At 38.3% G+C, this 23,360-nt stretch carries 30 protein-coding genes; 19 read left to right on the top strand and 11 right to left on the bottom strand.

The genetic code is table 11. The features are described 5' to 3' along the window. Nucleotides 1-20: 20 nt before the first annotated feature. Both JFV29_RS25770 and JFV29_RS25765 read left to right on the top strand, forming a co-directional pair. Complete coding sequence (locus JFV29_RS25770) at nt 21-323, top strand: YunC family protein (protein ID WP_201187217.1); 303 nt, start codon at nt 21-23, stop codon at nt 321-323. Between the two features lie 179 nt (nt 324-502). After that, complete coding sequence (locus tag JFV29_RS25765) at nt 503-1,600, top strand: HD-GYP domain-containing protein (RefSeq protein ID WP_201187215.1); 1,098 nt, start codon at nt 503-505, stop codon at nt 1,598-1,600. A gap of 24 nt (nt 1,601-1,624) precedes the next feature. Here the strand turns inward: JFV29_RS25765 and yunB are convergent, their stop codons facing one another. Both yunB and JFV29_RS25755 read right to left on the bottom strand, forming a co-directional pair. After that, nucleotides 1,625-2,377 (bottom strand): sporulation protein YunB, encoded by a 753-nt coding sequence (gene yunB, locus JFV29_RS25760; protein ID WP_201187212.1) that lies wholly within the window; start codon nt 2,375-2,377, stop codon nt 1,625-1,627. A gap of 87 nt (nt 2,378-2,464) precedes the next feature. Next, complete coding sequence (locus JFV29_RS25755; protein ID WP_056524686.1) at nt 2,465-3,454, bottom strand: M23 family metallopeptidase; 990 nt, start codon at nt 3,452-3,454, stop codon at nt 2,465-2,467. A gap of 189 nt (nt 3,455-3,643) precedes the next feature. On the opposite strand from JFV29_RS25755, the gene lipA reads away from it, so the two are divergent. Continuing rightward, nucleotides 3,644-4,558, top strand: coding sequence for a lipoyl synthase (gene lipA, locus JFV29_RS25750; protein WP_053348698.1), 915 nt, complete (start codon nt 3,644-3,646; stop codon nt 4,556-4,558). A gap of 68 nt (nt 4,559-4,626) precedes the next feature. Here lipA and JFV29_RS25745 read toward each other — a convergent pair whose 3' ends face one another. Beyond that, nucleotides 4,627-5,289, bottom strand: coding sequence for a YhcN/YlaJ family sporulation lipoprotein (locus tag JFV29_RS25745; protein ID WP_201187210.1), 663 nt, complete (start codon nt 5,287-5,289; stop codon nt 4,627-4,629). Nucleotides 5,290-5,404: 115 nt separating this feature from the next. Here JFV29_RS25745 and JFV29_RS25740 point away from each other — a divergent pair, with 115 nt between their 5' ends. Beyond that, a complete protein-coding gene (locus tag JFV29_RS25740; protein ID WP_053348700.1) occupies nt 5,405-5,680 on the top strand; it encodes a YutD family protein in 276 nt (91 codons plus the stop codon). Nucleotides 5,681-5,711: 31 nt separating this feature from the next. Here JFV29_RS25740 and JFV29_RS25735 read toward each other — a convergent pair whose 3' ends face one another. Together JFV29_RS25735 and JFV29_RS25730 are read right to left on the bottom strand one after the other, a co-directional pair. Next, on the bottom strand, nt 5,712-6,005 hold the full coding sequence (locus tag JFV29_RS25735) for a cytosolic protein (RefSeq protein WP_201187208.1): 294 nt from the start codon (nt 6,003-6,005) through the stop codon (nt 5,712-5,714). 66 nt (nt 6,006-6,071) lie between these two features. Beyond that, the gene (locus JFV29_RS25730; RefSeq protein WP_053348702.1) at nt 6,072-6,338 is read right to left on the bottom strand and encodes a DUF3055 domain-containing protein; all 267 of its coding nucleotides are present in this window, start codon (nt 6,336-6,338) and stop codon (nt 6,072-6,074) included. 150 nt (nt 6,339-6,488) lie between these two features. On the opposite strand from JFV29_RS25730, the gene JFV29_RS30790 reads away from it, so the two are divergent. From JFV29_RS30790 to JFV29_RS25720, 3 genes are all read left to right on the top strand, one after another. Next, on the top strand, nt 6,489-6,599 hold the full coding sequence (locus JFV29_RS30790; RefSeq protein ID WP_242486946.1) for an EAL domain-containing protein: 111 nt from the start codon (nt 6,489-6,491) through the stop codon (nt 6,597-6,599). 63 nt (nt 6,600-6,662) lie between these two features. Beyond that, nucleotides 6,663-7,100: a DUF86 domain-containing protein gene (locus JFV29_RS25725; RefSeq protein WP_201187207.1), complete on the top strand. Its 438-nt coding sequence runs from the start codon at nt 6,663-6,665 to the stop codon at nt 7,098-7,100. A gap of 32 nt (nt 7,101-7,132) precedes the next feature. After that, complete coding sequence (locus JFV29_RS25720; protein WP_201187206.1) at nt 7,133-7,900, top strand: TIGR01457 family HAD-type hydrolase; 768 nt, start codon at nt 7,133-7,135, stop codon at nt 7,898-7,900. A gap of 147 nt (nt 7,901-8,047) precedes the next feature. Here JFV29_RS25720 and JFV29_RS25715 read toward each other — a convergent pair whose 3' ends face one another. Continuing rightward, nucleotides 8,048-8,545, bottom strand: a complete 498-nt coding sequence (locus tag JFV29_RS25715) for a phosphatidylglycerophosphatase A family protein (protein ID WP_201187205.1) — start codon at nt 8,543-8,545, stop codon at nt 8,048-8,050. A 200-nt stretch (nt 8,546-8,745) separates the two neighbouring features. Here JFV29_RS25715 and yutH point away from each other — a divergent pair, with 200 nt between their 5' ends. The 5 genes from yutH to thrB all read left to right on the top strand — a co-directional run bounded on the left by yutH (nt 8,746) and on the right by thrB (nt 14,267). Beyond that, complete coding sequence (yutH, locus tag JFV29_RS25710) at nt 8,746-9,747, top strand: spore coat putative kinase YutH (RefSeq protein ID WP_056524703.1); 1,002 nt, start codon at nt 8,746-8,748, stop codon at nt 9,745-9,747. A gap of 117 nt (nt 9,748-9,864) precedes the next feature. Further along, nucleotides 9,865-10,779, top strand: a complete 915-nt coding sequence (locus JFV29_RS30785) for a L,D-transpeptidase family protein (RefSeq protein ID WP_242485362.1) — start codon at nt 9,865-9,867, stop codon at nt 10,777-10,779. A 190-nt stretch (nt 10,780-10,969) separates the two neighbouring features. Then, nucleotides 10,970-12,268: a homoserine dehydrogenase gene (locus JFV29_RS25700; RefSeq protein WP_057215288.1), complete on the top strand. Its 1,299-nt coding sequence runs from the start codon at nt 10,970-10,972 to the stop codon at nt 12,266-12,268. Then, on the top strand, nt 12,265-13,326 hold the full coding sequence (gene thrC / locus JFV29_RS25695) for a threonine synthase (protein ID WP_056524710.1): 1,062 nt from the start codon (nt 12,265-12,267) through the stop codon (nt 13,324-13,326). Before JFV29_RS25700 ends, thrC begins: the two co-directional genes overlap by 4 nt. Beyond that, nucleotides 13,323-14,267 (top strand): homoserine kinase, encoded by a 945-nt coding sequence (gene thrB, locus JFV29_RS25690; protein WP_201187204.1) that lies wholly within the window; start codon nt 13,323-13,325, stop codon nt 14,265-14,267. The genes thrC and thrB overlap by 4 nt, the downstream gene beginning before the upstream one ends. A 215-nt stretch (nt 14,268-14,482) precedes the next feature. Here the strand turns inward: thrB and JFV29_RS25685 are convergent, their stop codons facing one another. Next, nucleotides 14,483-14,719: a NifU family protein gene (locus tag JFV29_RS25685; protein WP_053348710.1), complete on the bottom strand. Its 237-nt coding sequence runs from the start codon at nt 14,717-14,719 to the stop codon at nt 14,483-14,485. Nucleotides 14,720-14,885: 166 nt separating this feature from the next. On the opposite strand from JFV29_RS25685, the gene JFV29_RS25680 reads away from it, so the two are divergent. Beyond that, a complete protein-coding gene (locus JFV29_RS25680) occupies nt 14,886-15,209 on the top strand; it encodes a YuzD family protein (protein WP_201187203.1) in 324 nt (107 codons plus the stop codon). 85 nt (nt 15,210-15,294) lie between these two features. Here JFV29_RS25680 and JFV29_RS25675 read toward each other — a convergent pair whose 3' ends face one another. Beyond that, nucleotides 15,295-16,362, bottom strand: a complete 1,068-nt coding sequence (locus tag JFV29_RS25675) for an NAD(P)/FAD-dependent oxidoreductase (RefSeq protein ID WP_053348712.1) — start codon at nt 16,360-16,362, stop codon at nt 15,295-15,297. Nucleotides 16,363-16,671: 309 nt separating this feature from the next. Between JFV29_RS25675 and JFV29_RS25670 the strand changes: the two genes are divergently transcribed. Together JFV29_RS25670 and JFV29_RS25665 are read left to right on the top strand one after the other, a co-directional pair. Then, nucleotides 16,672-16,908, top strand: coding sequence for a YuzB family protein (locus JFV29_RS25670; protein WP_053348713.1), 237 nt, complete (start codon nt 16,672-16,674; stop codon nt 16,906-16,908). Between the two features lie 323 nt (nt 16,909-17,231). Beyond that, nucleotides 17,232-17,594, top strand: a complete 363-nt coding sequence (locus JFV29_RS25665; RefSeq protein WP_056524722.1) for a HesB/IscA family protein — start codon at nt 17,232-17,234, stop codon at nt 17,592-17,594. A gap of 153 nt (nt 17,595-17,747) precedes the next feature. On the opposite strand, the gene JFV29_RS30780 is transcribed toward JFV29_RS25665, so the two are convergent. The 3 genes from JFV29_RS30780 to JFV29_RS25655 all read right to left on the bottom strand — a co-directional run bounded on the left by JFV29_RS30780 (nt 17,748) and on the right by JFV29_RS25655 (nt 19,468). Beyond that, nucleotides 17,748-17,861 (bottom strand): SDR family oxidoreductase, encoded by a 114-nt coding sequence (locus tag JFV29_RS30780; protein WP_242486073.1) that lies wholly within the window; start codon nt 17,859-17,861, stop codon nt 17,748-17,750. Nucleotides 17,862-17,863: 2 nt separating this feature from the next. Beyond that, a complete protein-coding gene (locus JFV29_RS25660) occupies nt 17,864-18,145 on the bottom strand; it encodes an NAD(P)H-binding protein (protein ID WP_201187200.1) in 282 nt (93 codons plus the stop codon). 330 nt (nt 18,146-18,475) lie between these two features. Further along, nucleotides 18,476-19,468: an NAD(P)/FAD-dependent oxidoreductase gene (locus tag JFV29_RS25655; RefSeq protein ID WP_201187198.1), complete on the bottom strand. Its 993-nt coding sequence runs from the start codon at nt 19,466-19,468 to the stop codon at nt 18,476-18,478. A 486-nt stretch (nt 19,469-19,954) separates the two neighbouring features. On the opposite strand from JFV29_RS25655, the gene JFV29_RS25650 reads away from it, so the two are divergent. From JFV29_RS25650 to JFV29_RS25635, 4 genes are all read left to right on the top strand, one after another. Further along, complete coding sequence (locus JFV29_RS25650; protein WP_201187196.1) at nt 19,955-21,172, top strand: NAD(P)/FAD-dependent oxidoreductase; 1,218 nt, start codon at nt 19,955-19,957, stop codon at nt 21,170-21,172. Nucleotides 21,173-21,551: 379 nt separating this feature from the next. After that, the gene (locus JFV29_RS25645; RefSeq protein WP_176527503.1) at nt 21,552-22,031 is read left to right on the top strand and encodes an NUDIX domain-containing protein; all 480 of its coding nucleotides are present in this window, start codon (nt 21,552-21,554) and stop codon (nt 22,029-22,031) included. A gap of 108 nt (nt 22,032-22,139) precedes the next feature. Next, nucleotides 22,140-22,457 (top strand): YuiB family protein, encoded by a 318-nt coding sequence (locus JFV29_RS25640; protein ID WP_056524740.1) that lies wholly within the window; start codon nt 22,140-22,142, stop codon nt 22,455-22,457. Nucleotides 22,458-22,594: 137 nt separating this feature from the next. Continuing rightward, on the top strand, nt 22,595-23,287 hold the full coding sequence (locus tag JFV29_RS25635; protein ID WP_201187194.1) for a 3D domain-containing protein: 693 nt from the start codon (nt 22,595-22,597) through the stop codon (nt 23,285-23,287). Nucleotides 23,288-23,360 lie beyond the last annotated feature (73 nt).

Here is a 23,360-nt window from a genome sequence, read left to right as displayed (position 1 = left end):
GAAGAAAGGGGCGAAACCAATTGATTAACATGATGCCAATAATACTTGAAAATCATACATTCCTAGCTATTTCTGTCCAACTGCCCAAAACCAATTTGATTGCTGTCGCGTCCGAGAAAGGGTATATAATGTGCGGTGCTCTAGATATCGGACTACTAAATGATAAATTGAAAAATCGTAAAATCCTTGCAGGAAGGGCAACCGGTGTTAAGTCGATTGAAGAGCTTTTAGATGCACCACTTGAATCGGTTACCTGGGAGGCCGCGGAAAAGGGCATTCATCCAGGGATGATTGGAAAAAAGGCATTGATGAAAATGATTTAATCAGGAGGGCTTTCCTTTATCTAGAGGGAGCCTTGTTTTTAATTCACCTAGATAAATCAATATTTTTTTTGTAAATATGTACAATAACAGATTGATTTTTCTAGATATTGTCCGATAATCCTTATAAAGGAATATGAACGTGGATTTACAAATCTTGAATGGGGAAACGGAGTATAATTATGAGGCTATCTATTACAGAGTCTCTCACCCCAGGAGCCAAGCTCGGTAAAAGCATCTATAATGAGCGGGGTAATATCCTATTGGCTGAGGGCCTAACATTAACGCAGAACATGATTAATCGACTGATTTTCCTTAATATTCCCTTTGTCTACATTCAAGACTCAAGGACGGATGACATTATTCCTGCGCCTACAATCGCTGGGGGATTAAGGCGAGACGCTATTCTAACGATAGAAAGCACTTTTCTGGACTTGAAAAAAAATATGAAGCTGGATGGTTCGTTTACGATAGAGAAGGCCAACGTTAAGTTCACTCAAATAGTTCGAAACATCATGGAAGAGTTGAACAGGAATAAAGAGTTACTGACTCTATTGGCTGATGTTTATACATATGATGATTATATTTTTACTCATTCCTTTAATGTGACCTTATATACACTGGCAATTGGGATGGAATTGAAGATAAATAAAAAGAATCTAGAAGCTCTTGGGCTTGGAGCGATCTTGCATGATGTCGGGAAAATACTTGTCCCTGTGGATACTTTACGAAAAACCGGTAAGTTAACAGAAGAAGAGTTTGAGCAAATCAAGAAGCACGCCGAGTATGGGTTCCAACTTATAAAAAATGTACACACTGTATCACTCCTAGTTGCGAATTGTGCTTATCAGCATCACGAAAGATTAGATGGATCTGGTTATCCCCGTGGTATCAAAGGGGATGAAATCCATTATTTCGGTAAGATTATTGCCGTGGCTGATGTGTTTGATGCCGTTACGTCTAACCGGGTTTACCGCAAGGCTATGATGCCGCATGAGGGCTTGGAAATTCTTTATGCGGGAGCAGGAAAGAAGTTTGATAATACGATCATTGAGGCTTTCCGCCGGGCGGTTGCTATATACCCAAATGGACTATTTATTGAATTGAATGATGGGAGAAAAGGGGTCGTGACTGCTCAAAATGAGGGAATAGGAGACCGTCCCATGATACGAATCCTTGAGGAAAATGGTGAACAGATAGTAGAGCCCTATGAAGTGAATTTGAAGAAAAACCTGCACTTGCTGATTAGGAAATGCCTAAACATACAAGAAACAGCCTAACCTGTTACTGGTTAAGCTGTTTTTTTACTCCTTGCTATCCTTCATAATGGCCGGAGGGACTGAGCCGCTTCCGTTGCTGTAATAACTAGGTACGTCACCATTAATCAGTATATCTCCAACCTTTACTTCCTGACTCACCTTAGTTTCCTCAGATAGTGAGGGGATGACAATTTGAATATTGACATTAAAATCAACGGTTAATTCATAATAAATGTTATTGATACCAGCGTTGGTCAGTTTGGTCTTTAAATCTGATTCAACGTTTCCAATGACAGACATTTTCACAGGAATCTCAGGTCCGTAATTTGAAAGAAGGTTATTTCCGGTAACTACACCAAGAGGTATATAGTACACAACGCTTTTATATTGTTCATCATTGAGTTTCGCTTTGCTGGTATCAGTAAAAGGGTTTCCTTTTTTGATTCCTAATTTATTTTGAATATCCTTAGTAATGTTGGATCTCAATTCACTATAAATCGTTGGATTGAAGCTGTAAGAAGAAGGGGCCCCCTCACCGCCTTTGCTGGTAGTGATCATTTCTTTCATATCAACCTTTGATATATTCTCATCAACAGCTTCATGAATCGTTTCTGTAGCAATACGCGTGATTTCTTTTTCAGCCACGCTCATGATAACGGGTTCGATTGCTTTATCAACATACCAGAGTGTAGAGATGCTCGATATGATAAAAAGGATAAAAGAATAGAGAAATACTTTTCGGGTAGGAAGAGGTCCCTTTTTTCGGAATTTTTTTGGGCGAAATCTTTTTCGGAACACGCTTTAGCCCCCTTTACTAATACTTATGCGTAAAGTTCAGGGGTTTATGTTCGTTTCAAAAAAAAGCAGCGGAAAATTTCCCGCTGCTCACTTTTGCTTTTTCGCTAAATCTTTCCTTTCCCACATCTTTAAATAAGGGTATGGGTCGAAGCTCCACTCTGTTATTCCGTTGTCTTTGTACATTCCGTAATGAAGATGTGGGGGGAATTTACCGGATGTACCTGGAGGACCATAACCCGTACTGCCGACACCACCGATTATTTGGCCAGGCTCAACGATTTGGCCGACTTTTAATCCATCAGAAAAACCACTTAAATGGGCAAAGTAATGATACGTATTATTTAAATCACGAATACCAATTCGCCACCCTCCGAATTTATTCCAGCCTTTCATTTCAACAATTCCATAGCTTGTTGACCGTACAGGAAGGCTATAGTCTGCAAAAATATCAGTTCCCTCATGGATTCTCCTGCCGCCCCACCCACGAGCACTTCCCCATGTATTTAAATACGTATAATGAGTCCTTACTGGAACAGGGAAAGCTTTCTCCTGCAAATCCAGCCGGTCATATTTTTTATAAATCATGGAGTTGCCGATAATTATGCTAACTGTTTTATCTCGTTTATAATAATTCCAGAGGCCGATCCGGATATTATCTTCGTCAGTTCCGTAATTAAGAAGATGCTTTGCAAAGGCATATAAACGATCGGTATCATTGGTAATATCAGCTTTCCCGTCACCATTCCCATCTTGACCTAAGCCATCAAAAAATGTGATTGTAAGCGGATTAACATCATTTAAGTTGGGATTAAGAGCCCCTCTCCACTTAGAAGGTTCAATATTAATCCCTATTAGGCCCTTTGCCGGCTCTAGGTCCCTGCGGGCAAGTCTCAGGCTATGCTCATATTGATCAGCTGCTGCTAGATAATACCAAGGAATTTGGAGAGTTGTTTCCATGTTTTTATAAAGCTCCATTCTCCCTGGATAAGGATCAGGGGTGTCAGCAGCATTTGCAACTAGGCTTTGAGTATTCAAAAAACACAAACAAGCTAAGGTAAAAAGGAATACTTTTTTCAACGGGGCAGGCTCCTTTCATATTGCTATCCGTATTTATAAAGACATCAGTTTGTCTATCTTTTATAAGTTTTACTGATTTAGCTTTAAACATGAAAAATAAATGATGGGAAACTCACTATAACTTGTCTAAATGTATTATTATTGTTAAAGTAGGGTGTGTTAATTTCTATAGAATGGAGTGACATTTTCATGTCTGCTACAAATAAAGAAATTCTTCGTAAACCAGATTGGTTAAAAATAAAGCTTAATACCAATGAAAATTACATTGGTTTAAAAAATATGATGCGGGAGAAAAATCTGCATACTGTTTGTGAAGAAGCAAAATGTCCGAATATTCATGAATGCTGGGCAGTTAGACGAACAGCCACATTTATGATTTTAGGTGAAATCTGTACAAGAGCGTGCCGCTTTTGTGCTGTTACAACTGGACGTCCAAACGAATTAGATTGGGCTGAACCTGAACGCGTTGCAGATTCCGTTGTATTGATGAATTTAAAACATGTTGTAATTACGGCTGTTGCCCGTGATGATTTAAAGGATGGTGGCGCTGAAGTTTTCGCTGAAACGGTTCGTGCTATCCGACGCAAAAATCCATTTACATCGATTGAGGTATTACCATCAGATATGGGCGGAGTGTATGATAATATCAAGATATTGATGGATGCTAAACCTGACATTCTGAACCACAATATAGAGACAGTCAGAAGCCTTTCCGACCGAGTGCGAGCGCAAGCTAAATATGAACGTTCTTTGGAGCTTTTAAGAAGAGCCAAGGAGATGTATCCTGAGATTCCAACGAAGTCGAGTTTAATGGTCGGCTTAGGTGAAACGAGGGAGGAAATCCTTGAAACAATGGATGACCTAAGGGCGAATAATGTGGATATCATGACGATCGGCCAGTATCTACAACCGACTAAAAAACATTTAAAGGTGTTGAAATACTACACACCAGAAGAGTTCAATGAATTGAAAGAGAGGGCACTGGAAAAAGGCTTCAGTCATTGTGAATCCGGTCCGCTTGTCCGTTCTTCTTATCATGCAGATGAACAGGTTAATGCCGCAGCAAAACATAAGCAAATTAAAGGTGAAGAATTATTGAAATAGAAAGAAATAAGGACCGAAAATATTCGGTCCTTTCATTTTATCATTTGCTTAATCAGTAAATTAGATAATTAAAAATTGTCCGTTTTTTGTTGGATGTTATCATGATGATCCCCTTTATCGTTAACCATTTCACCGTTCTCGTTTTCCACATCACTCATTTTGTGTCCTTGAGGTGACTTTAGCATGCGTTTAATGGTCTCTTCGATAGTATAGTCGACACCTTTGCTGTCGGACTGCAGTGTTGCGAAGTTTTCGACATTTTGGGCAAGTGTTGGATCATCACTGACATAAACATGATAGTAGCGAGGGACGATAGACATTGCCGTACGCTTCACTTGGTCCGCGGTGTCGGTTCGATTCTTGGTATTTGTATCATATACGACAAGAACTTCCTCATCAGTTACGAGGGTAGCGGCATCATTGACATTTGGAAGCTGAACGCTTAGTGTTGAAATAATATCGGCCAATTGTTCACGGTCAACGGTAGCTGTTTTATTAGAAATGTTACGGCCCTTAATGGTCGTTTTGTTGGTGCGGGTAAAACCAAAATCATCACTTTTGTTGTCATGATTACGATAATCCTCGTCATAATATTGAGTTGGATTATTTACATTTGTAGGATTATCGGCATTATTGTTGGGACCCATACCTTGATCTTTATCTTTATTGGTAGCACAGCCGGTTAGTGCAATAATTGAACTTAAACCTACTGCTATTATTGTTTTTTTCATTAAAAAACACCCCCTGTAACCTTAGGATGAACATATTTCTCTAATTTTCGCTTAGTAATTGATGGGGAATCAGTTATAATTTAAAGAAGGAATGTATTTTTGAGAGGTGAAATGAATGATTAACATCAATAACCTGACCTATGAAATAATCGAAGATGAAAGAGAAGGTTATAACGAAGAAGCGTTTAAAGCCAGATATAGTGAGATTTTAACGAAGTATGATTTTATCGTAGGGGATTGGGGTTACGGTCAATTGAGACTGCGCGGATTTTTTGATGATTCTAATCAGAAAGCAACCTTCGATACAAAAATAAGTACGCTCAGCGAATATTTATATGAGTACTGCAATTTTGGCTGTCCATATTTTGTTGTGAAAAAAATAAAGAAATAAAAAAGGCCAGAATGCATTCTGGCCTTTAACTTTAAGAGCTTCCATATCCTTCATAAGGAGGCTGTTCATGCTTTTCCGGATCATCATGTGTCGGATGAGCACCAGGATATTTGCGCGGTAAGTCTTCGTGCAATGATTTATTTTCAAAATTAAAGGCACTTTGAGATCGTTGTCCTTCCTGCCATGGTGTACTTTTATTCTCGACAGGGGCATCTTGTGCTATTGTGGATCCAAAAGGTCCTTCGGGAAATTCTTCAGGAAGTAAAAAATCCCGCTGCTTTTCAACATTGGAGAAATCGTGGTATGTTTCCTCTTCTTTTTCCAAGGTAAACCCTCCTCATGTAATCGTACATTCAGTAGGTTTTCCCGTTAAAGAAAAAAACTTTAGCATTTATACGATTTCCATTAAAAAGTGACTTAGTTCCTCTGCTTCCGCTTCTGTTAACTGAAATGCATGTTCAAGATAGCCTTCCTCTTCTAAATCATCCGGTCCAATAATCGCGAAACGGTTACTCTGCATGTTTAATACAAGCTTCTTGCCATAAAAGCGGTCGGTAGTCGTAATGGCCAAATCAAATCTTGATTCCTCACCCATAAAACTTATAAACCGGGTTTTGGAGTCAACCACGTCATTGTATAAATAAAAACGTTCTTCCACATTATCATCCCCTTCATATCTGCATTTTGGTAGTTCCATCATAACAAAGTGACTGCAATAGGGGAACAGACATTTTTGGAGTACTATGGAGGTACTACTTTTTTAGAGAGAGTATTTAGTATGAAATTTCTGATGAAATGACCAAATTACATGATTGCCAAAGAGAATGGGTCAGTAGTTGTAGCCCAAGGAATTGAGAGTATTGGAGAAGCTATGGTATTATCAAGGTATAAGGTTGATTTGGTACTGGGCTATTACTAGGCTAGACCTTCAACTGTAGATAAAATTCATGTGTCATCTTAGATCAGAAAGGATCTGGAAAGAATGTACTTTGTAGACCGACAAAAAATTGAACAGATTTTAGGATTTCTTGAAAAACAGCTTGGGCTTTTTGAAGGGCAAGATAATTGGGATGGAGACCTTTCGGAGCTTATCGTCGAAAGGCTCATACACACTTCCATCGATTCTGTGTTGGATGTAGGGAATGCAGTAATTGATGGTTTTATTATGCGTGATCCAGGCAGTTACGAAGATATTATTGATATCCTTCATGATGAAAAAGTCATTTCCGAAGTTATCGCCATACAATTTAAAAAGGTGCTGCCGCTAAGAAAAATGCTAGTTCAGGATTTCATTGAAGTGAACCATCAAGAACTACTTTCCGTATTCGAGGAAAACATAGAGGCATTTAAACAATTCCCTGATTTGGTAAGAAACTATTTAACAAACGAATTGGGTCCTGTTTCAGCTTTTAAAAATTAGTTTGGTTAGGTAAGGGGGAATTAGGAATTCAAATGAAATCGTACAAAGGATATTTAATTGATTTAGATGGCACGATGTACCGTGGAACCGAACAAATTGCAGAAGCAGCAGGTTTTATTAATGAACTAAGAAAAAGAGATATCCCTTATTTATTCGTAACCAATAACTCTTCCCGGACTCCGGCACAGGTAGCGGATAAATTAAGAAGCATTGGTATTTCAACTGAAGATGACCAGGTATTCACGACAAGTATGGCTACAGCGAATTACATTGCTGAACAAAAAGAAGATGCATCCGTTTATGTAGTTGGTGAAGAAGGCATAATCGAGGCTCTTAAGGAAAAGGGAATGAATCTTGTTGATGAATCTCCTGACTTTCTTGTGATGGGTATCGACCGTGGCGTTAATTACGAAAAACTGTCAAAAGCCTGTCTTGCAGTGAGAAATGGCGCCATTTTCATTTCAACTAATGGTGATATTGCCATCCCTACTGAACAGGGTCTATTACCGGGAAATGGCGCGTTGACGTCCGTTGTATCTGTTTCTACTCAGGTACAGCCGATATTCATTGGAAAACCTGAATCCGTCATAGTAGAGCAGGCGCTAAGAGTATTGGGTGTACCAAAAGAAGAAACAATCATGGTCGGCGACAATTATGATACGGATATTTTGGCTGGCCTTAACGCAGGTATCGATACATTACTTGTACATACAGGTGTAACAACAAAAGAACGCTTAGAGCAATATGAGAAGCAGCCTACATATGTGGTGGACACGCTCGACCTATGGCACTTCGAATAAAAAAATCCAGGCCTGCGAAAGCAGCCCTGGATTTTTTTTATGGAACTGGAATTTAGATGTATCATAAAATTTCAGCATATATTCAAAATTAAGGGGGATTTGTGGAGATGAAAAAATTTATCTCCGATTGTTTAAAGGTGGTGTCCACTATTCAACATTTTTAGTTCGATGGGCAAGTCGGCTTGATGCGGCAGCAGCAATAGCACCGACGATATCGTCTAAAAAAGTATGGACCTTACCTGTGCTTTTATCGTTTAAATATTTCAAGATACCGGGTTTTTGCTTGTCGATAAATCCATAATTCGTAAAACCGATAGATCCATACACATTTACAATCGATAAGGCTAATATCTCATCGACTCCATATAGTCCTTCATCTATTTCAATGATGCTTTGTAGAGGCTCTTCAAGCAATTTTTTCTCAGCTAAAATATCCAACTGTATGCCGGTTAAGATAGCATTTTGGACCTCGCGTTTAGAGATTACCCGTTCGACATTGTGAAGGCAATCAGACATTTGAAGATTTTCATGGTAGCTTTTTTGCAGATACATGACAAGCTCTGCAATATCCTCTAGTTTCACTCCCCGTTCACTTAGCCATCTTCGAGCCGTTTGTTCAGATATTGATTGTTCAATATTAGCCATGGTCTTCACCCATTTCTCTATATTTTAAGGGATAGTTCTAACGCTAGTAGTACTGTGGTAAAAATGAAAATCCTGAAACATGCTTTTATTTCCTAATAAGGTTTCGATAATCATTCAGAAAACGGGTTATTCCACATATATATAAGTATATAATGTCCAAATATTTCTATTTTTATCCATTTGATGAAAGGGGCAATTTTATGATAGAAGAAATCATTTTTAATAATTACGGTATACAAGTAGAGCGAGAGGAAGCCAATAGCCGGTTTCCTAGCTTTCGTTCTGGAAATATGTTTTACAGCATTGTTCCAATAGAAAATGTGGAACAAGAGGAATTAGTGGAACGTCATAAAATGTCTCAGCATCTGATTTCACAGGGAGATCGTCATGTTTCAGCCTTTGTCCTTGCAAATCATGGCAGTTATGTTTCGGAAGCGGATGAGCAATTATTTATCCTCCTTGCTAATGAGGCATTGGAAGGTCCGAAAAATTTCAACCCGGGCCGGCGTTTAGCGAGATTTCATCAGCGTGGGAGAGATATTAATGAAACGATTCGAACATGTTCAAGAATTGGTAAATGGAAAGAGCTCTGGGAACAAAGGATTGATCAATTAGAAATGATCTGGAAGGATAAGCTGAACGCCCATCCGGATAACCAGTTTGAAAAATTATTTGTAGAAACCTTTCCCTATTATATGGTATTAGGTGAAAATGCGATTCAATATTTAGTCGACACGGAAATTGATGATACCCCACAACTTGTCGACAGTGGAACGGTATGCTATGAACGATTTTTACATGATACCTGGAAAAGCAATAATTGGATGAAAAATCCGTTTGATTGGGTATTCGACCATGGAACAAGGGATGTGGCAGAATGGGTGAGGGAACACTATTTTCAAAACAAACATACTTATCAGCGAGGCATTGCGCATTTTTTTCATGAATATCAGAATGTAGAGCAGTTTTCGAGTTTCTCTGCTCGGTTGTTATATTCGAGAATGCTGTTTCCGATTCATTATTTTGAAACAGTCGAAGAGTATTTTTCCAAAACAACGGAATCAAGATCCAATGAACTGGAAGATAAGATATCTTCAATTACGAAATCATCCCAACAATATGAGTCTTTCCTCAAACATTTTTATGAATTGGCGGAAGTCCCGGTCAAGCAATATAATTTGCCTCAAATTGACTGGATTTAGATAAAAACTGGAAAGAAATATGATTCATCCTTGCTTACTATGTTATGATAAAAACAAGATTTTTTAGAATAGTTTGATATTTATTTACTTTACTTCAAGATGAGGAAGGATGAATCCATGAAAAGAATTATGATGGCTACCCTTTTATTCCTACTAGTCTTCCAAGCATCGATACCTGCCAAGGCTGAAACGAAAACAAGTTGTGAAGCAACGCAATTCAAGATTGTCATTAAGAGCACAACTGATTTGAAAGAAAAGGCGTCGGCTGGCAGTAAAACCTTAAAAACATATAAGAAAAATAAAGAGTTATCAGTCAGTGGGAGAACTGGAAACTGGTATAAGGTTTGCTATTCAAAAAAGACCGCATATATCAGTATGACAGATGCCAAAGAGGTATTCAGTTCCAGTGAAAAAGCCATTCTGAAGAAATTTGATACGAGAAAGAATGTTAACCAAGTTGTAGCTGTCACAGGAAAATCTATGAGTGATACCAAGGTGACAATTCAAACATATGAGAAGAAAAAAGGCGAATGGCGACGTGCGTTAAAGAAGATGGAGGGCGTCATTGGGAAGAACGGCTTTACTAAGAGTAAAAAAGAGGGCGACGGAAAATCACCTATTGGAATATATTCATTTGGTACGGCTTTTGGAAGTGAAACGAAGCCGGCAAATATGAAAATGAAATATAAGAAAACAACCAAAAATGATTACTGGATTGATGATCAGACCTCGAAGGATTATAACAAGTGGAGGACTTACACGGGAAATCCTGCTGATAAATGGAAGTCTTTTGAAAGGATGAACCATGAACTCTATAAATATGGAGCGGTCATCAATTATAATATGAATCCCATCAAAAAAGGAAAAGGCAGTGCAATCTTTCTTCATATATGGAGAGGAGAAACTAAGCCGACAGCGGGATGCACGGCTACTGCTGAAAAGAATGTACTAAGTTTGTTGAAATGGATGGATCCCGAGCAAAACCCACATATAATTATGGGGACGAATGAATCCTTGAAATCCGTTAAGTAATATCCATCAAAATGGTTCTCCCATAAAAAATTTAGGGGTATTCGATCTTACTCTTTCAAGGGATAGAAGAAAAAAATCTTGAAGACTGTATTTTCTAACTATTGATAATTAAATAAAAAAAACATATAATGTCTACTATACAAATACAAATGTTTTCTTCAGGTAAACAGTTCTTAAGGGGGAACCAAATATGAAAACCATCTCGATCGGATTATTGGGGTTAGGTACAGTCGGATCAGGAGTCGTACAAATTATCGAAAGTCATCAGGACAAGCTTATGCATCAAGTAGGTTGTTCAATATCAATTAATAAGATACTTGTCAAGGATACGACGAAGGAGCGCCTTGTTGATATTGATAAAAGTATGTTAACTTCCAATCCAGAGGATATTCTTTCGAATCCTGAGATTGATGTAGTTATTGAAGTTATGGGCGGAATTGAAGAAACACGCAGCTATTTAATAGAAGCGTTGAACAATAAAAAGCATATCGTAACGGCTAATAAAGATCTGATGGCCTTATATGGTCCGGAACTGCTGGAATTGGCCACTGAGAATCAGTGTGATTTGTTCTATGAAGCAAGTGTTGCAGGGGGAATACCGATTTTGCGAGGTCTTGTTGATGGATTATCTTCTGACCGAATCACAAAAATGATGGGAATTGTCAATGGAACGACGAACTTCATTTTAACGAAAATGAGCAAAGAAGGCAGAGCCTATGAAGACGTATTAAAGGAAGCACAAGAGCTAGGATTTGCAGAATCTGATCCAACAGCTGATGTAGGGGGATTGGATGCGGCCCGAAAAATGGCGATTCTATCGACTCTTGGTTTCTCAATGAATATTGGCTTACATGATGTTGAGGTACAGGGGATTACTGAGATTTCTGAAGAGGATTTGAGATACAGTAAAAAGCTGGGCTATACAATGAAATTGATTGGAGTGGCTTCTAGAGCTGGAGATAGGGTTGAAGTAAGCGTCCAACCAGCCTTGCTTCCGGAAGCACATCCATTAGCATCGGTAAATAATGAATATAATGCGGTATATGTTTATGGGGAAGCTGTAGGAGAAACGATGTTTTACGGACCAGGGGCTGGTAGCCTGCCGACCGCGACTGCTGTTGTTTCAGATATGGTAACGGTCATCAAGAATATGAGACTAGGTGTAAATGGGCGAAGTGCTGTTTCACCGCAGTACCCGAAACAATTAAAAGATGCTACTGAGATTTTTGCTAAGTTCTTTATCCGGTTGCATGTACAGGATGAAGTGGGCGTTTTAGCTAGAATCACGAATTTATTTGCTGAGCATGGGGTTGGATTCGACAAAATCCTTCAACTGCCGCTGGATGAAAAAGAATCTTCCGAAATCGTACTGGTTACACATACAGCTTCTTTGGCAGCATTTGAACAAATAAAGCAGAAATTACATGATTACAATATGGTAAGAGAAGTCAAAAGCACATACCGAGTTGAAGGAGAGAACATCAAATGAGCTGGCAAGGACTAATTAGTGAATATAAAGAATTTTTACCTGTAAATGAAAATACACCTGCACTTTCCCTATTAGAAGGAAACACACCTTTAATTAAACTAAACCGTTTATCTGAAGAGTGGGGAATCGACCTGCATGTAAAATATGAAGGAGCGAATCCGACGGGTTCGTTTAAAGACCGCGGAATGGTCATGGCTGTTGCCAAAGCAATCGAGGCGGGCAGTGACACAATCATCTGTGCGTCTACTGGAAATACATCAGCAGCTGCAGCAGCTTATGCAGCGCGTGCTAACCTACGCTGTATCGTCGTTATTCCAGAGGGGAAAATTGCAATGGGTAAGCTTGCTCAAGCTGTTATGTACGGAGCTGAGATTATCTCAATTGAAGGGAATTTTGACCAAGCATTAAATATCGTTCGTTCACTTAGTGAGAGTTCACCAATTACTCTTGTGAACTCGGTAAACCCATTTAGGATTGAAGGCCAGAAGACGGCCGCGTTCGAAATCTGTGACGCCCTAGGCACGGCACCTGATATTTTGGCGCTTCCAGTTGGAAATGCAGGGAATATTACTGCTTACTGGAAAGGGTTTAAAGAATATAATGAGACGAAACAAACGGGTCTCCCTGAAATGAGAGGGTTCGAGGCGGAAGGCGCCGCTGCGATTGTTCGGGACACTATCATTGAAAATCCTGAAACAATTGCAACAGCTATCCGTATTGGTAACCCTGCAAGCTGGAAATTCGCTGTGGAAGCAGCAAGCGAATCTAACGGTAAAATTGATGAGGTGACCGACGAAGAAATACTGGAAGCTTATCATTTCCTTGCGAAAAAAGAAGGAGTATTTGCTGAACCAGCATCATGTGCATCTATTGCAGGTATTTATAAACAATTAAAAAGCGGTGAAATTAAAAAGGGAAGCAAGATTGTAGCGGTGCTAACAGGGAATGGCTTGAAAGATCCGAATGTGGCAGTTGATACAAGTACCATTCAACCAACGTTGCTGCCAATGGATGAAGAGATTATTTTAGAACATCTGCAAGGTGTGAAACAGGCATGAGTGCAGATTCTGAGATGTTCTTGATCCGTGTACCGGCGAGTACGGCCAATTTAGGACCAGGGTTCGATTCAATTGGCCTGGCCCTAGGACTTTACTTAGAAGTACACGGATCTTTATCAGACCATTGGGAAGTCATCCCGCTGTCTGAGGAAATGTCTGTTTTCCCTGGGGATGATAGTAATTATATTGTTCAAATTGCCAAGAAAACGGCAGCTTCTTATGGAAAAGAACTTTCCCCATGTCGCCTTTATGTTTCAAGTGAAATCCCACTTGCCAGGGGCCTCGGGAGCAGTGCATCTGCCATTGTAGCAGGTATTGAATTAGCAAACCTGGTAGGTGAACTCCATTTATCCGATGAGGAAAAGAATAGACATGCCTCTCTCTTTGAAGGGCACCCTGATAATGCAGGGGCCTCTGTTTACGGTGGATTGGTTGTAGGATTGCATACAGAGGAGAGTACAGATGTCCTTTCGTTTCCAATTGAGGGCGTTAAGGTAATTGCAGTCATTCCTAATTTTGAATTGCTTACAGAGGATTCAAGAAATGTCCTTCCAAATTCGCTTCCCTATAAAGAAGCGATAAACGGAAGTGCGGCAGCCAATGTTTTGCTTGCTGGAATCTTGTCGAATGATTGGAATCTTGTCGGTAAAATGATGCAAAATGATCGTTTTCATCAACCATATAGGGCTGGACTAGTGCCTCATTTAGCACAAATAGAAGAGGTTGTCCTTAATGAAGGTGCGTATGGTACTGCACTAAGTGGTGCAGGTCCCACTGTTCTATGCTTGGTATCTGCCGAAAAAGCAGGCAGTGTGATTTCAAGTTTGACAGAGATCTTTCCGGACTTTCAAGTGAAAGAGTTGCAAATTGATAACGATGGCAGCCATATAGCGATCTTATCAGAGGAAGAAAAGAAGGAATTGAACTTTATTAAATCGTGAGCCATATCTGCTTCATATACTTACTCTTTAATTATAAAAAAAGCTGACCCCTTCAAAAGCCGTATCAATTCAATTGATAGGACCGAAAGAGGAGTCAGCTTTATTTCTATAACAGGCAAAAAAGGTTCTTGGCTGTGTGTATCTAAAATGGTTGAACGTATATTAGCTGAAGTGATACTCTAGCTAATATACGTTATACGTTATTATAAAGGCTATTAGAAAACTTGTTCTACTTCCACTACACCGGGAACTTCTTCAAGAAGAGCACGCTCAATCCCAGCTTTTAGCGTAATGGTCGAACTTGGACAGCTTCCGCAAGCTCCTAGTAATCGTAATTTTACAATTCCATCTTCTACGTCAACTAGTTCACAGTCACCGCCATCACGAAGAAGAAACGGACGAAGCTTATCTAGAACATCTTGAACTTGGGCTTCCATTGTTTGGTCAGACATTGCAATCGACTCCTTTCCTAATCATATTATAATGCGAAGATAGTAAAAAATCCAACTGTAGCTTGCGGAAAAATAATCTATCTTATTCAAGTAAGCTAGGAACAGGTGAATGGTTTTAAAAAGTTATCGAAATGAAGCTAAAAAACTAAAATAAAGGAGGAAGAGTATGGTAAAGAAAGAAATTGAGATAGAAGTATATGGGGCGGAACAGATTTGTGCAAGTTGTGTAAATCTTCCCTCTTCGAAAGATACGTGTGAGTGGCTAGAAGCTGCTTTAACGAGAAAGTTTCCTGAGCAGAACTTTAAAATTTCGTATATCGATATGTTTAATCCTCCAGAAAATATTAAGCAAAAAAGCTTTGCAGCAAAGATGATTGAAGAAGATTTATTTTATCCGCTTGTCATCATTGAGGATGAAATCGTTGCAGAAGGAAATGTGCGTCTTAAAAAAGTGGTGGAAGTGATGGGGAAATACGGATATAAAGTTTAAGTGATATATAATGGAAGGAAAATAAAAAAACTGACCCGTTTGGAAGCTTGTCGCAACTTCTTGGGTCAGTTTATGAAATCTTGAATCAACCGTTATGGTATTTATACATCCATAGAATTCCTGATTTCATCAGGCGTGCTACTCTTCCAGTAATAGGACGATTTGCAACAAGACCGAAACCTTGTTTCTTCCCAAGAGAGCCCAATGTCCCTTTTAATTTCATGGTAGGGAAGCTTTCTGGAAGTGGTTCATTTGCCCATTTTTTTACAAGGACTTGGACGATTTGTTCAGCTTGTGATTCCGCTAATTGGGCACTTGGTGCATGCGGCAGGCTAGCACAGTCGCCGACTACAAAGATGCTATCATTAGATGGAAGGAAATGCTGAGGCGTCAGTACTGCTCTACCTTGACCGTCTTTTTCAATATCCATATCGCGGATTATTTTACTTGGCTGAATGCCAGCTGTCCAGACGATGACGTCACTTTGAACGGCTTCATCGCCATTATAAAGAAGGTTTGGTTCAACTTTGGTTATATTAGAATGATGAATAATTTCAATTGTATGTTTATCAAACCAAGATTCGACAAAGGTACTTAGTCTTTCTGGGAATGCAGATAGAATATGTGGTCCACGGTCAAATAGCTTAACATTTAAATCAGAACGACTCTCAATCAATTCGCTGGCTAACTCAACACCGCTAAGTCCTCCACCAATTATTGATACAGTTGCACCAGCACCTAAATTATTCAATGCTGAATATGTGCGACGTGATTTATCAATGGTTTGGATACTATAAGTATGTGTGTCTGCACCAGGAATATTGTGGTATTTATCTTCGCAGCCAAGGCCAATAACTAAATCATCATAAACAACAGGCTCTTGATTTTCTAAAATAACTTGTTTATTTTCCATATCGATGGAAAGTACTTCTCCGTATACGTTCTTCAAGCGAGGATGTTCTGGAAATGCAACACGGATGTGCTGATCAGGAATGGTACCTGCTGCTAAAGCATAATATTCCGTTTTTAAGCAGTGATAAGGATTACGGTCGATAAGCGTGATGCTCACATTTTCAGGAAGCTGATTAGGCAGCAATCTTTGCAACATGCGCATACCACCATAGCCACCACCAAGTATGACTAAATTCTTCATATGTTTTTTTCCCCTTTATTTGATCTCTTGAAAAATTTGTTAATTATTTCACTTGTAAAAGTAAATGACCTACTATAGGATTCCCCCAAATGAATCCCTTTAAAATTTAATTAAATATATATGCCCCAATTTAATAAGAATAAAAATAAATAAATGATTTTCTTGTTTTACATACCCCGACAAAAGTATAACGAATATAAAGGGAAATCACAACTGGTATCTTAAAATCGGCTTATTTTTTGTGCGTAAATATTGACTGTATATGGAAGATGTAATAAGATGTATTGTTAATAACGATGAGGTGAAACAATGTATCCGATTATTGAATTTTGTGTAAGCAATCTAGCCAGTGGTGCTCAAGAGGCTTTGGAAAGATTAGAACGCGATCCTAATTTAGATATTATTGAATATGGTTGTCTGGGTCATTGTGGTAGATGTTCCAGTAACTTATACGCACTTGTAAATGGTGAAGTAATTTTTGGGGATACAACGGATGAACTGGTAGAAAAAATATATAAGTTTATTGATGAGTATCAAATGTTTTAATCATCAATAACAATCAAAAAGGCTGTTCCTTTTGGGGTAGTCTTTTTGCTTGTTATAAAATAGGTACAGAAGACATTCCATGCTTTTGTCATATAGAGGCCTTAAATCTTCGATAAAGATTCCCCCTTTTTAAGAGTAAGACTATTTGCTTGGTTCATTATATCTATACACCTTAATATAACCTAATTTTTATAAAATGTTGGTACAATAGGAGATGGAAGATTAATTTTTTCGAGCTGGAAAATTGAGCGGGTGAAATTCTTTGGTATATAATATAAGGAGAAATAGTCTATCTCACATATCAGAAGAAGGAGGGATTTATTGTGAGTGAAGTTGTTCAAATAACGGAAGCTGCTGCTTTTCAGATAAAAGAAATGATGAAGCAAAATGGTGAAGAAGGTTCCTTTTTAAGAGTGGCTGTTAAAGGCGGAGGCTGCAGTGGATTATCCTACGGAATGGGCTTCGAACAAGAGCCCGGAGAGAAAGATGACCAGCTGGAACAGTTTGAAATTAAGATCCTTGTGGATAACGAGGATGCAGATATATTGAATGGAACAGTGATTGATTATAAACAAACGATGATGGGTGGAGGGTTTACAATTGAAAACCCAAATGCTATCGCGTCATGCGGTTGTGGGTCTTCTTTCAAAACAGCAAAGAACGCTGGTACACCGGAGAATTGCTAAAAAATCTTGATTGTTGAAAAAAAGGTGAGCACTTTTTAAAGTGCTCACCTTTTTAATGCTTATTAATTAAGCGATACTTTATATATTGTGCAGAGCTTCCTTGATTGGAAGGCTGCCGCTGGAAATCTCAAATGTGTTATTAAATGTTTTTTCCTATGTGACAGAATGAGCAAGAACTGTAGCAACGTCGGCTCTTGGAATTGATTTGTGGGGATGGTCGACTTTTTCCTCAGCTGTGATTTTGCCCACAGCTTTGTCATTGGTCAATGCTACTGACGGACAATGGTGTAAGTCATTCCACTTGCTTTTAAATGTTCATCCGCATCATGTTTTGCTTCGAGATAGTGGCGAAGTGTTTCTTGAGCTTGTTGTGGATTATCAGAACCATCAGAGCTTATCATTACAAAACGATCGATACCGTTCATCTTAGCAGCATCAATTAGTTTAATTGCTCTATTCTTATCCACAGCTGTCGTTTTAACGGGTCCTGTTTTTGGTCCGGGTCCGGCTGAAAATATGATCGCTTTCATGTTATCCACTGTTTTATCCACATTACCCCCTAAATCTGCAAGTATAGGGTGTCCGAGCTTGTTCTTCTTTCCGGATCATGCCATACACTGTAAGTTGTGGATTTTTTGAAAATTCTTCAATAATTCTTCAATAATATATGCTTTCCAGTTGTTCCATCAGCTCCTGCAATTAAAATATTCATATGTGCATTCTTTTTTTCTGTTTTACTAATATTCTCTACCCGTTATAAAACATGGTTAATACTGTGGATAATTCATAAAAAAAATAGTTATCCACAGTAGGAAAATGGGGACAATAAAAAAACCGGCTTTGATTATGCCGGTTCATGCGTTGTATTGAAAGTTTGTTTATTAAAACATAGAGGAGCTGTGCATAGGCTGGACTTTTGCTTTTGGATCAATATATTGCTTAGCGTGATTAACAGCGGTTGGAGCCTCGCCAAAACCACTTGCAATTAATTTGACTTTGCCGTCATAGGTTGCAATATCTCCTGCAGCATAGATTCCGGGGATGTTTGTTTCCATTCTGGAGTTCACTAAGATGCTATTTTTCTGAATATCAAGTCCCCATTCTTTAATGGGACCCAGAGAAGAAACGAAACCGTAGTTGACAATAACTGCATCTACTTCTAAAGTTTCTGTATCTTCACCATTTGTATCCTTAAGGACCACTGTATGGATTTGATTTTCAATACCAATCAATTCTGCAGGTATGTAAGGGGTTTTTATTTCAACTTTTGAATTTTTAAGATTTTCTACACTATGTTCGTGGGCACGGAACTTATCTCTTCTGTGAACGATACTTACCTTCTCAGCGATAGGCTCAAGCATTAGTGCCCAGTCGACTGCTGAATCCCCGCCTCCGAAGACCACCACTTTTTTGCCTTCAAAATGATTAAGGTCATCGATGAAATAGTGCAGGTTGTTGCTCTCGTATTTTTTTGCATCTTCAATTTCGATGCGGCGCGGTTGGAATGCTCCATTCCCAGCTGTAATAATAATGGTTTTAGAATAATGAATTTCTTTATCAGTCGTTAGCTTGAATACGCCATCGGCTTGCTTTTCTACTTCTTTAACGGATTGTTCTAAGACTACAGTTTGTTCAAATTTTGCCATTTGCTCTTTCAAATTATTGACTAATTCCTGAGCGCGTACTTTAGGGAAACCTGCGATATCATAAATGTATTTCTCAGGATAAAGGGCTGATAATTGCCCGCCTAATTGTGGGAGACTCTCAATGATTTTCACGGATGCTTGTCTCATGCCACCATAAAATGCAGTAAATAGTCCGACTGGGCCTCCGCCAATGATGGTAATATCATAAACTTTTTCATTAACTTCCAACGTTATCCCTCCGATATACTAGGTTTGCTAAAATTTATTCTCTTATTTTACCATAGATAAAGTTTTAAAAAACGGAGAAAGATTCAAAAAGTAAGAAAGTTTCGACAATAAGAGAGGCATGCTAAATAAATAGAATGAGAATGTACTTCGCTATCCTATGTCAAGTAGGTAAAAGTGCTCTTTCTGCTATAAAAAGAGTAGTAAAATACTGCATAACCACTAAGTAATTAGTGTCATTTTTTATCTGTATTTTAATTAAGAAAAAATTCAGATTGTTACTTGAAAAAGGATAGGAAAACGACTAATATTTACTTAGACATCATTTTGTAAAATTTTTATGAACTTTTTATGACAATTTTGAAATAGTACGTGAAATAAGTCACAAATGTATAAGAGTGCTTTTTATAATGGAAATTATAGGATAGTCAATAGATTTTAGTTATGGGAAGCATCACAAGAAAATATCGTAAAGGTGGACGAATACTTTTGAAAAAGCCAACTATCGTTGTTTTAGGAGCAGGTTATGGTGGATTAATGACCGTTACTCGTTTACAAAAAGCATTAGGTCAAAATGAAGCAGAAATCGTATTAGTTAACAAAAATGATTACCACTATGAAACAACCTGGCTACATGAAGCATCCGCTGGAACTCTTCACCACGATCGTGTGCGTTACCCAATCAAAAGTGTAATCAACAGCAGTAAAGTTAAATTCATCCAAGACTCTGTTTTAGAAGTTAAAACAGAAGATAAAAAAGTTATTCTTGAAAACGGCGAAGTTTCTTATGATTTCCTTGTGGTAGGACTTGGACCAGAATCTGAAACTTTCGGAATTCAAGGGTTAAAAGAATATGCTTTCTCTATCTCTAACGTAAACACTGCACGTGAAATCCGTGATCATATTCAATTGCAATTTGCTACTTACAGCTCAGAAGTTGAGAAAAATGAAGATCGCTTAACAATCGTTGTTGGTGGAGCAGGATTTACGGGTATCGAATTCCTTGGAGAATTAGCTAACCGTGTCCCTGAACTTTGTAAAGAATACGATATCGATTTCCAAAAAGTTCGTATGTACTGTGTAGAAGCAGCACCAGCTGTTCTTCCGGGTTTCGATCCAGAATTAGTGGACTATGCTGTGTCTTACCTTGAGAAAAAAGGTGTGGAATTCAAAATCGGTACTCCGATTAAAGGTGCTACTCCTGAAGGTATTATCGTTGCAAAAGGCGAAGATGAAGTAGAAGAAATCAAAGCAGGAACTGTAGTATGGGCAGCTGGCGTACGTGGTAGCTCAGTTATTGAAGCTTCTGGCTTTGAAGCAATGCGCGGACGTATTAAAGTAAACCTTGATATGCGTGCACCAGGTCATGACGATATCTTCATTGTAGGTGACTGTGCATTAATCATCAACGAAGAAATTAATCGTCCATATCCTCCTACTGCACAGATCGCTATGCAACAAGGTGAAGTTATTGCGAAAAACCTCACTAAATTAGTACGTAACCAAAGTGACCTTGAGACTTTCACATTCGAAAACAAAGGAACTGTATGTTCACTTGGTGATGACAATGCGATTGGCGTTGTATTCGGCAAGAAAGTTACAGGGAAAACCGCTTCATTTATGAAGAAAATGGTTGATAATAGAGCGTTATTAATGATTGGTGGAGCCTCCCTAGTTGCTAAAAAGGGTAAATTCAACGTCCTTTAATTTTAAAATATATTCCGAAAGCCGTTTGGGGATTTTTCCTGAATGGCTTTTTTTTTATTATATGGAAACATCTCAATCTTTAGCAAGTATGTGTTCTTGAAATAATGATACTCACTCTGTGAGAGATGAGGAGTATGTGCCATTCAGATGTGGAACACAATGAAAAATAAGTATTGGTATAAGATTAGATTGATAAAGTTTTGTACGTTACAGACATATTATTGAATTCATCCCAAATAGATGCTAATAAATTGATTAAGTCAAACCCTTGAATGAACGGATAGTATCTGTCTCACTATTGTACGTTCTCTGTGGTTTTATGGGAAAAATGGGTTTACACTACTAATAGTGGAAATTAAATAGAGGGAAGTGGGATTTGGTGGAACGCTGCAAAAATGTTTGGCTGGCTGTGTCTGGTCTTGTGATATCCGATACGGGTGAATGGCTGGTCGTCAACAAACGTTACGGCGGGTTGAAGGGGCAGTGGTCTCTTCCTGCCGGTTTTGTCAAAAATGATGAAACAGTTGATGAAGCTGTCATAAGAGAAGTGTTAGAGGAGACAGGCATTCATACAGAAATCGAAGGCATGGTAGGTGTAAGAAGCGGGGTCATTAAAGGGGAAATAAGTGATAATATGTTAGTGTTTTTACTTAAGCCGCTTAGTTTTGAAGTGACCGCTCAATTGGATGAATTGTATGAAGCTAAATTTTATGATCCTGATTTACTCATACAGGAAGGCAAGCAATCTTTATTATTAGAACAACTATTAGCCTTTAAAAAGGAAAGAATGCAGACTATGCTGGACGGGTTAAACCCGGGAAATCAATTTGGATATACATCGTATAAATTATTTATGTGATTTGGTTAATTATCGTTTGTTCGGTATTATTTGGTATTAAGTCGTTGACGTACCAATTATGTTTTCAGTAAACTAAAAGTGTTGCTTTAAAGGAGGGTCTAGAATAACATGCCATTGCCTGTTTTAATTATCTCAATACTCTTATTTTTTATATTATTTTTTGGTATAGGCTTTTTGCTTAATATGCTCTTTCGTTCTTCATGGATCATGGTCATCTTATTTCCAATCGTTTTCATCATCATAGTTAATGAAACTAAGCTAATCGAATATTTCAGAAATCCGGGGATATCTTTTTCGCAGCTTGGGACGAACCTTACTTCCTTGCATACTGCGGATATTATAATTTTATCAAGTGGATTACTTGGAGCGGTTTTAGCTGGAGTCGTTATTAAGACTTTAAGAAATAAAGGATATCAAATGTTTTAAATATGAAGGACTGTCATTTATCGGCAGTCTTTTTTTATGTTTTGTATATAAAATAAAAAATTGTTTTTATGTTTTATGAATACTTTCACTAGGGAAAGGGAACAAATATCCTTGTGAGAGGAGTGAAACAAATATACATGAAGATTTTAAAGACATTATTTTTGAGGGTTGCTATCATCATATTATTTATCTTAGCTATTGAATCAACCTTAAATCATGTTTTTGGAGCATCGTCAGAAGTTCACCCTTTAGAGGATGCTATGAGACAAAATCGAATGATTGGTCTCGAATATAAAGCCGTACATAGAGGGAGCCATGTCACAACACTAGCGGCCTCCGCTTCAATGAGCAATAGTCCAGCAACTATTGAAGAGGCAATCGAGCTCTCTAAATATCCTAAGCATGAGGTTTTGGCAACAGGATATACAGCAGGGTATGAGTCGACAGGAAAGTATCCGGAAAGCCCATCTTATGGGATTACATATTCAGGGGTGAAGGTGAAGAGGGATTTGTTTTCCACCATTGCTGCTGATCTTACTGTTTTTCCGCTAGGCACCATCCTTTGGATACCTGGTTATGGGTTTGGAGTAGTAGCAGATAAGGGTGGAGCGATTAAAGGAAATCACCTCGATCTATACTACGAAACGGTACAAGATGTGTATGAAAACTGGGGAAAGAAAACCCTAGAAGTATATATTGTGCAAAAAGGGAATGGAAATTTATCAGAAGCACAATTAAACAAGTTGAATGAAACCAAAGTTAGGCAGGTTTTTAAGCATAAAATTGCCGAAAAGGCATTAAACAAAAAGGTTTCTTCCTTTGCCTTTTAAAAGCTAACTAGATGACTATTAAAATTCCAATCGACGGAAATCAGGAGTTTAAAAAAAGGTTGACTCAACTTGG

The organism is Peribacillus sp. TH16 (assembly GCF_016651095.1).
Classification (GTDB): Bacteria; Bacillota; Bacilli; order Bacillales; family DSM-1321; genus Peribacillus; species Peribacillus butanolivorans.
The sequence above is the reverse complement of the archived record's forward strand: the minus strand, read 5'-3'. Positions and strand labels throughout refer to the sequence as shown.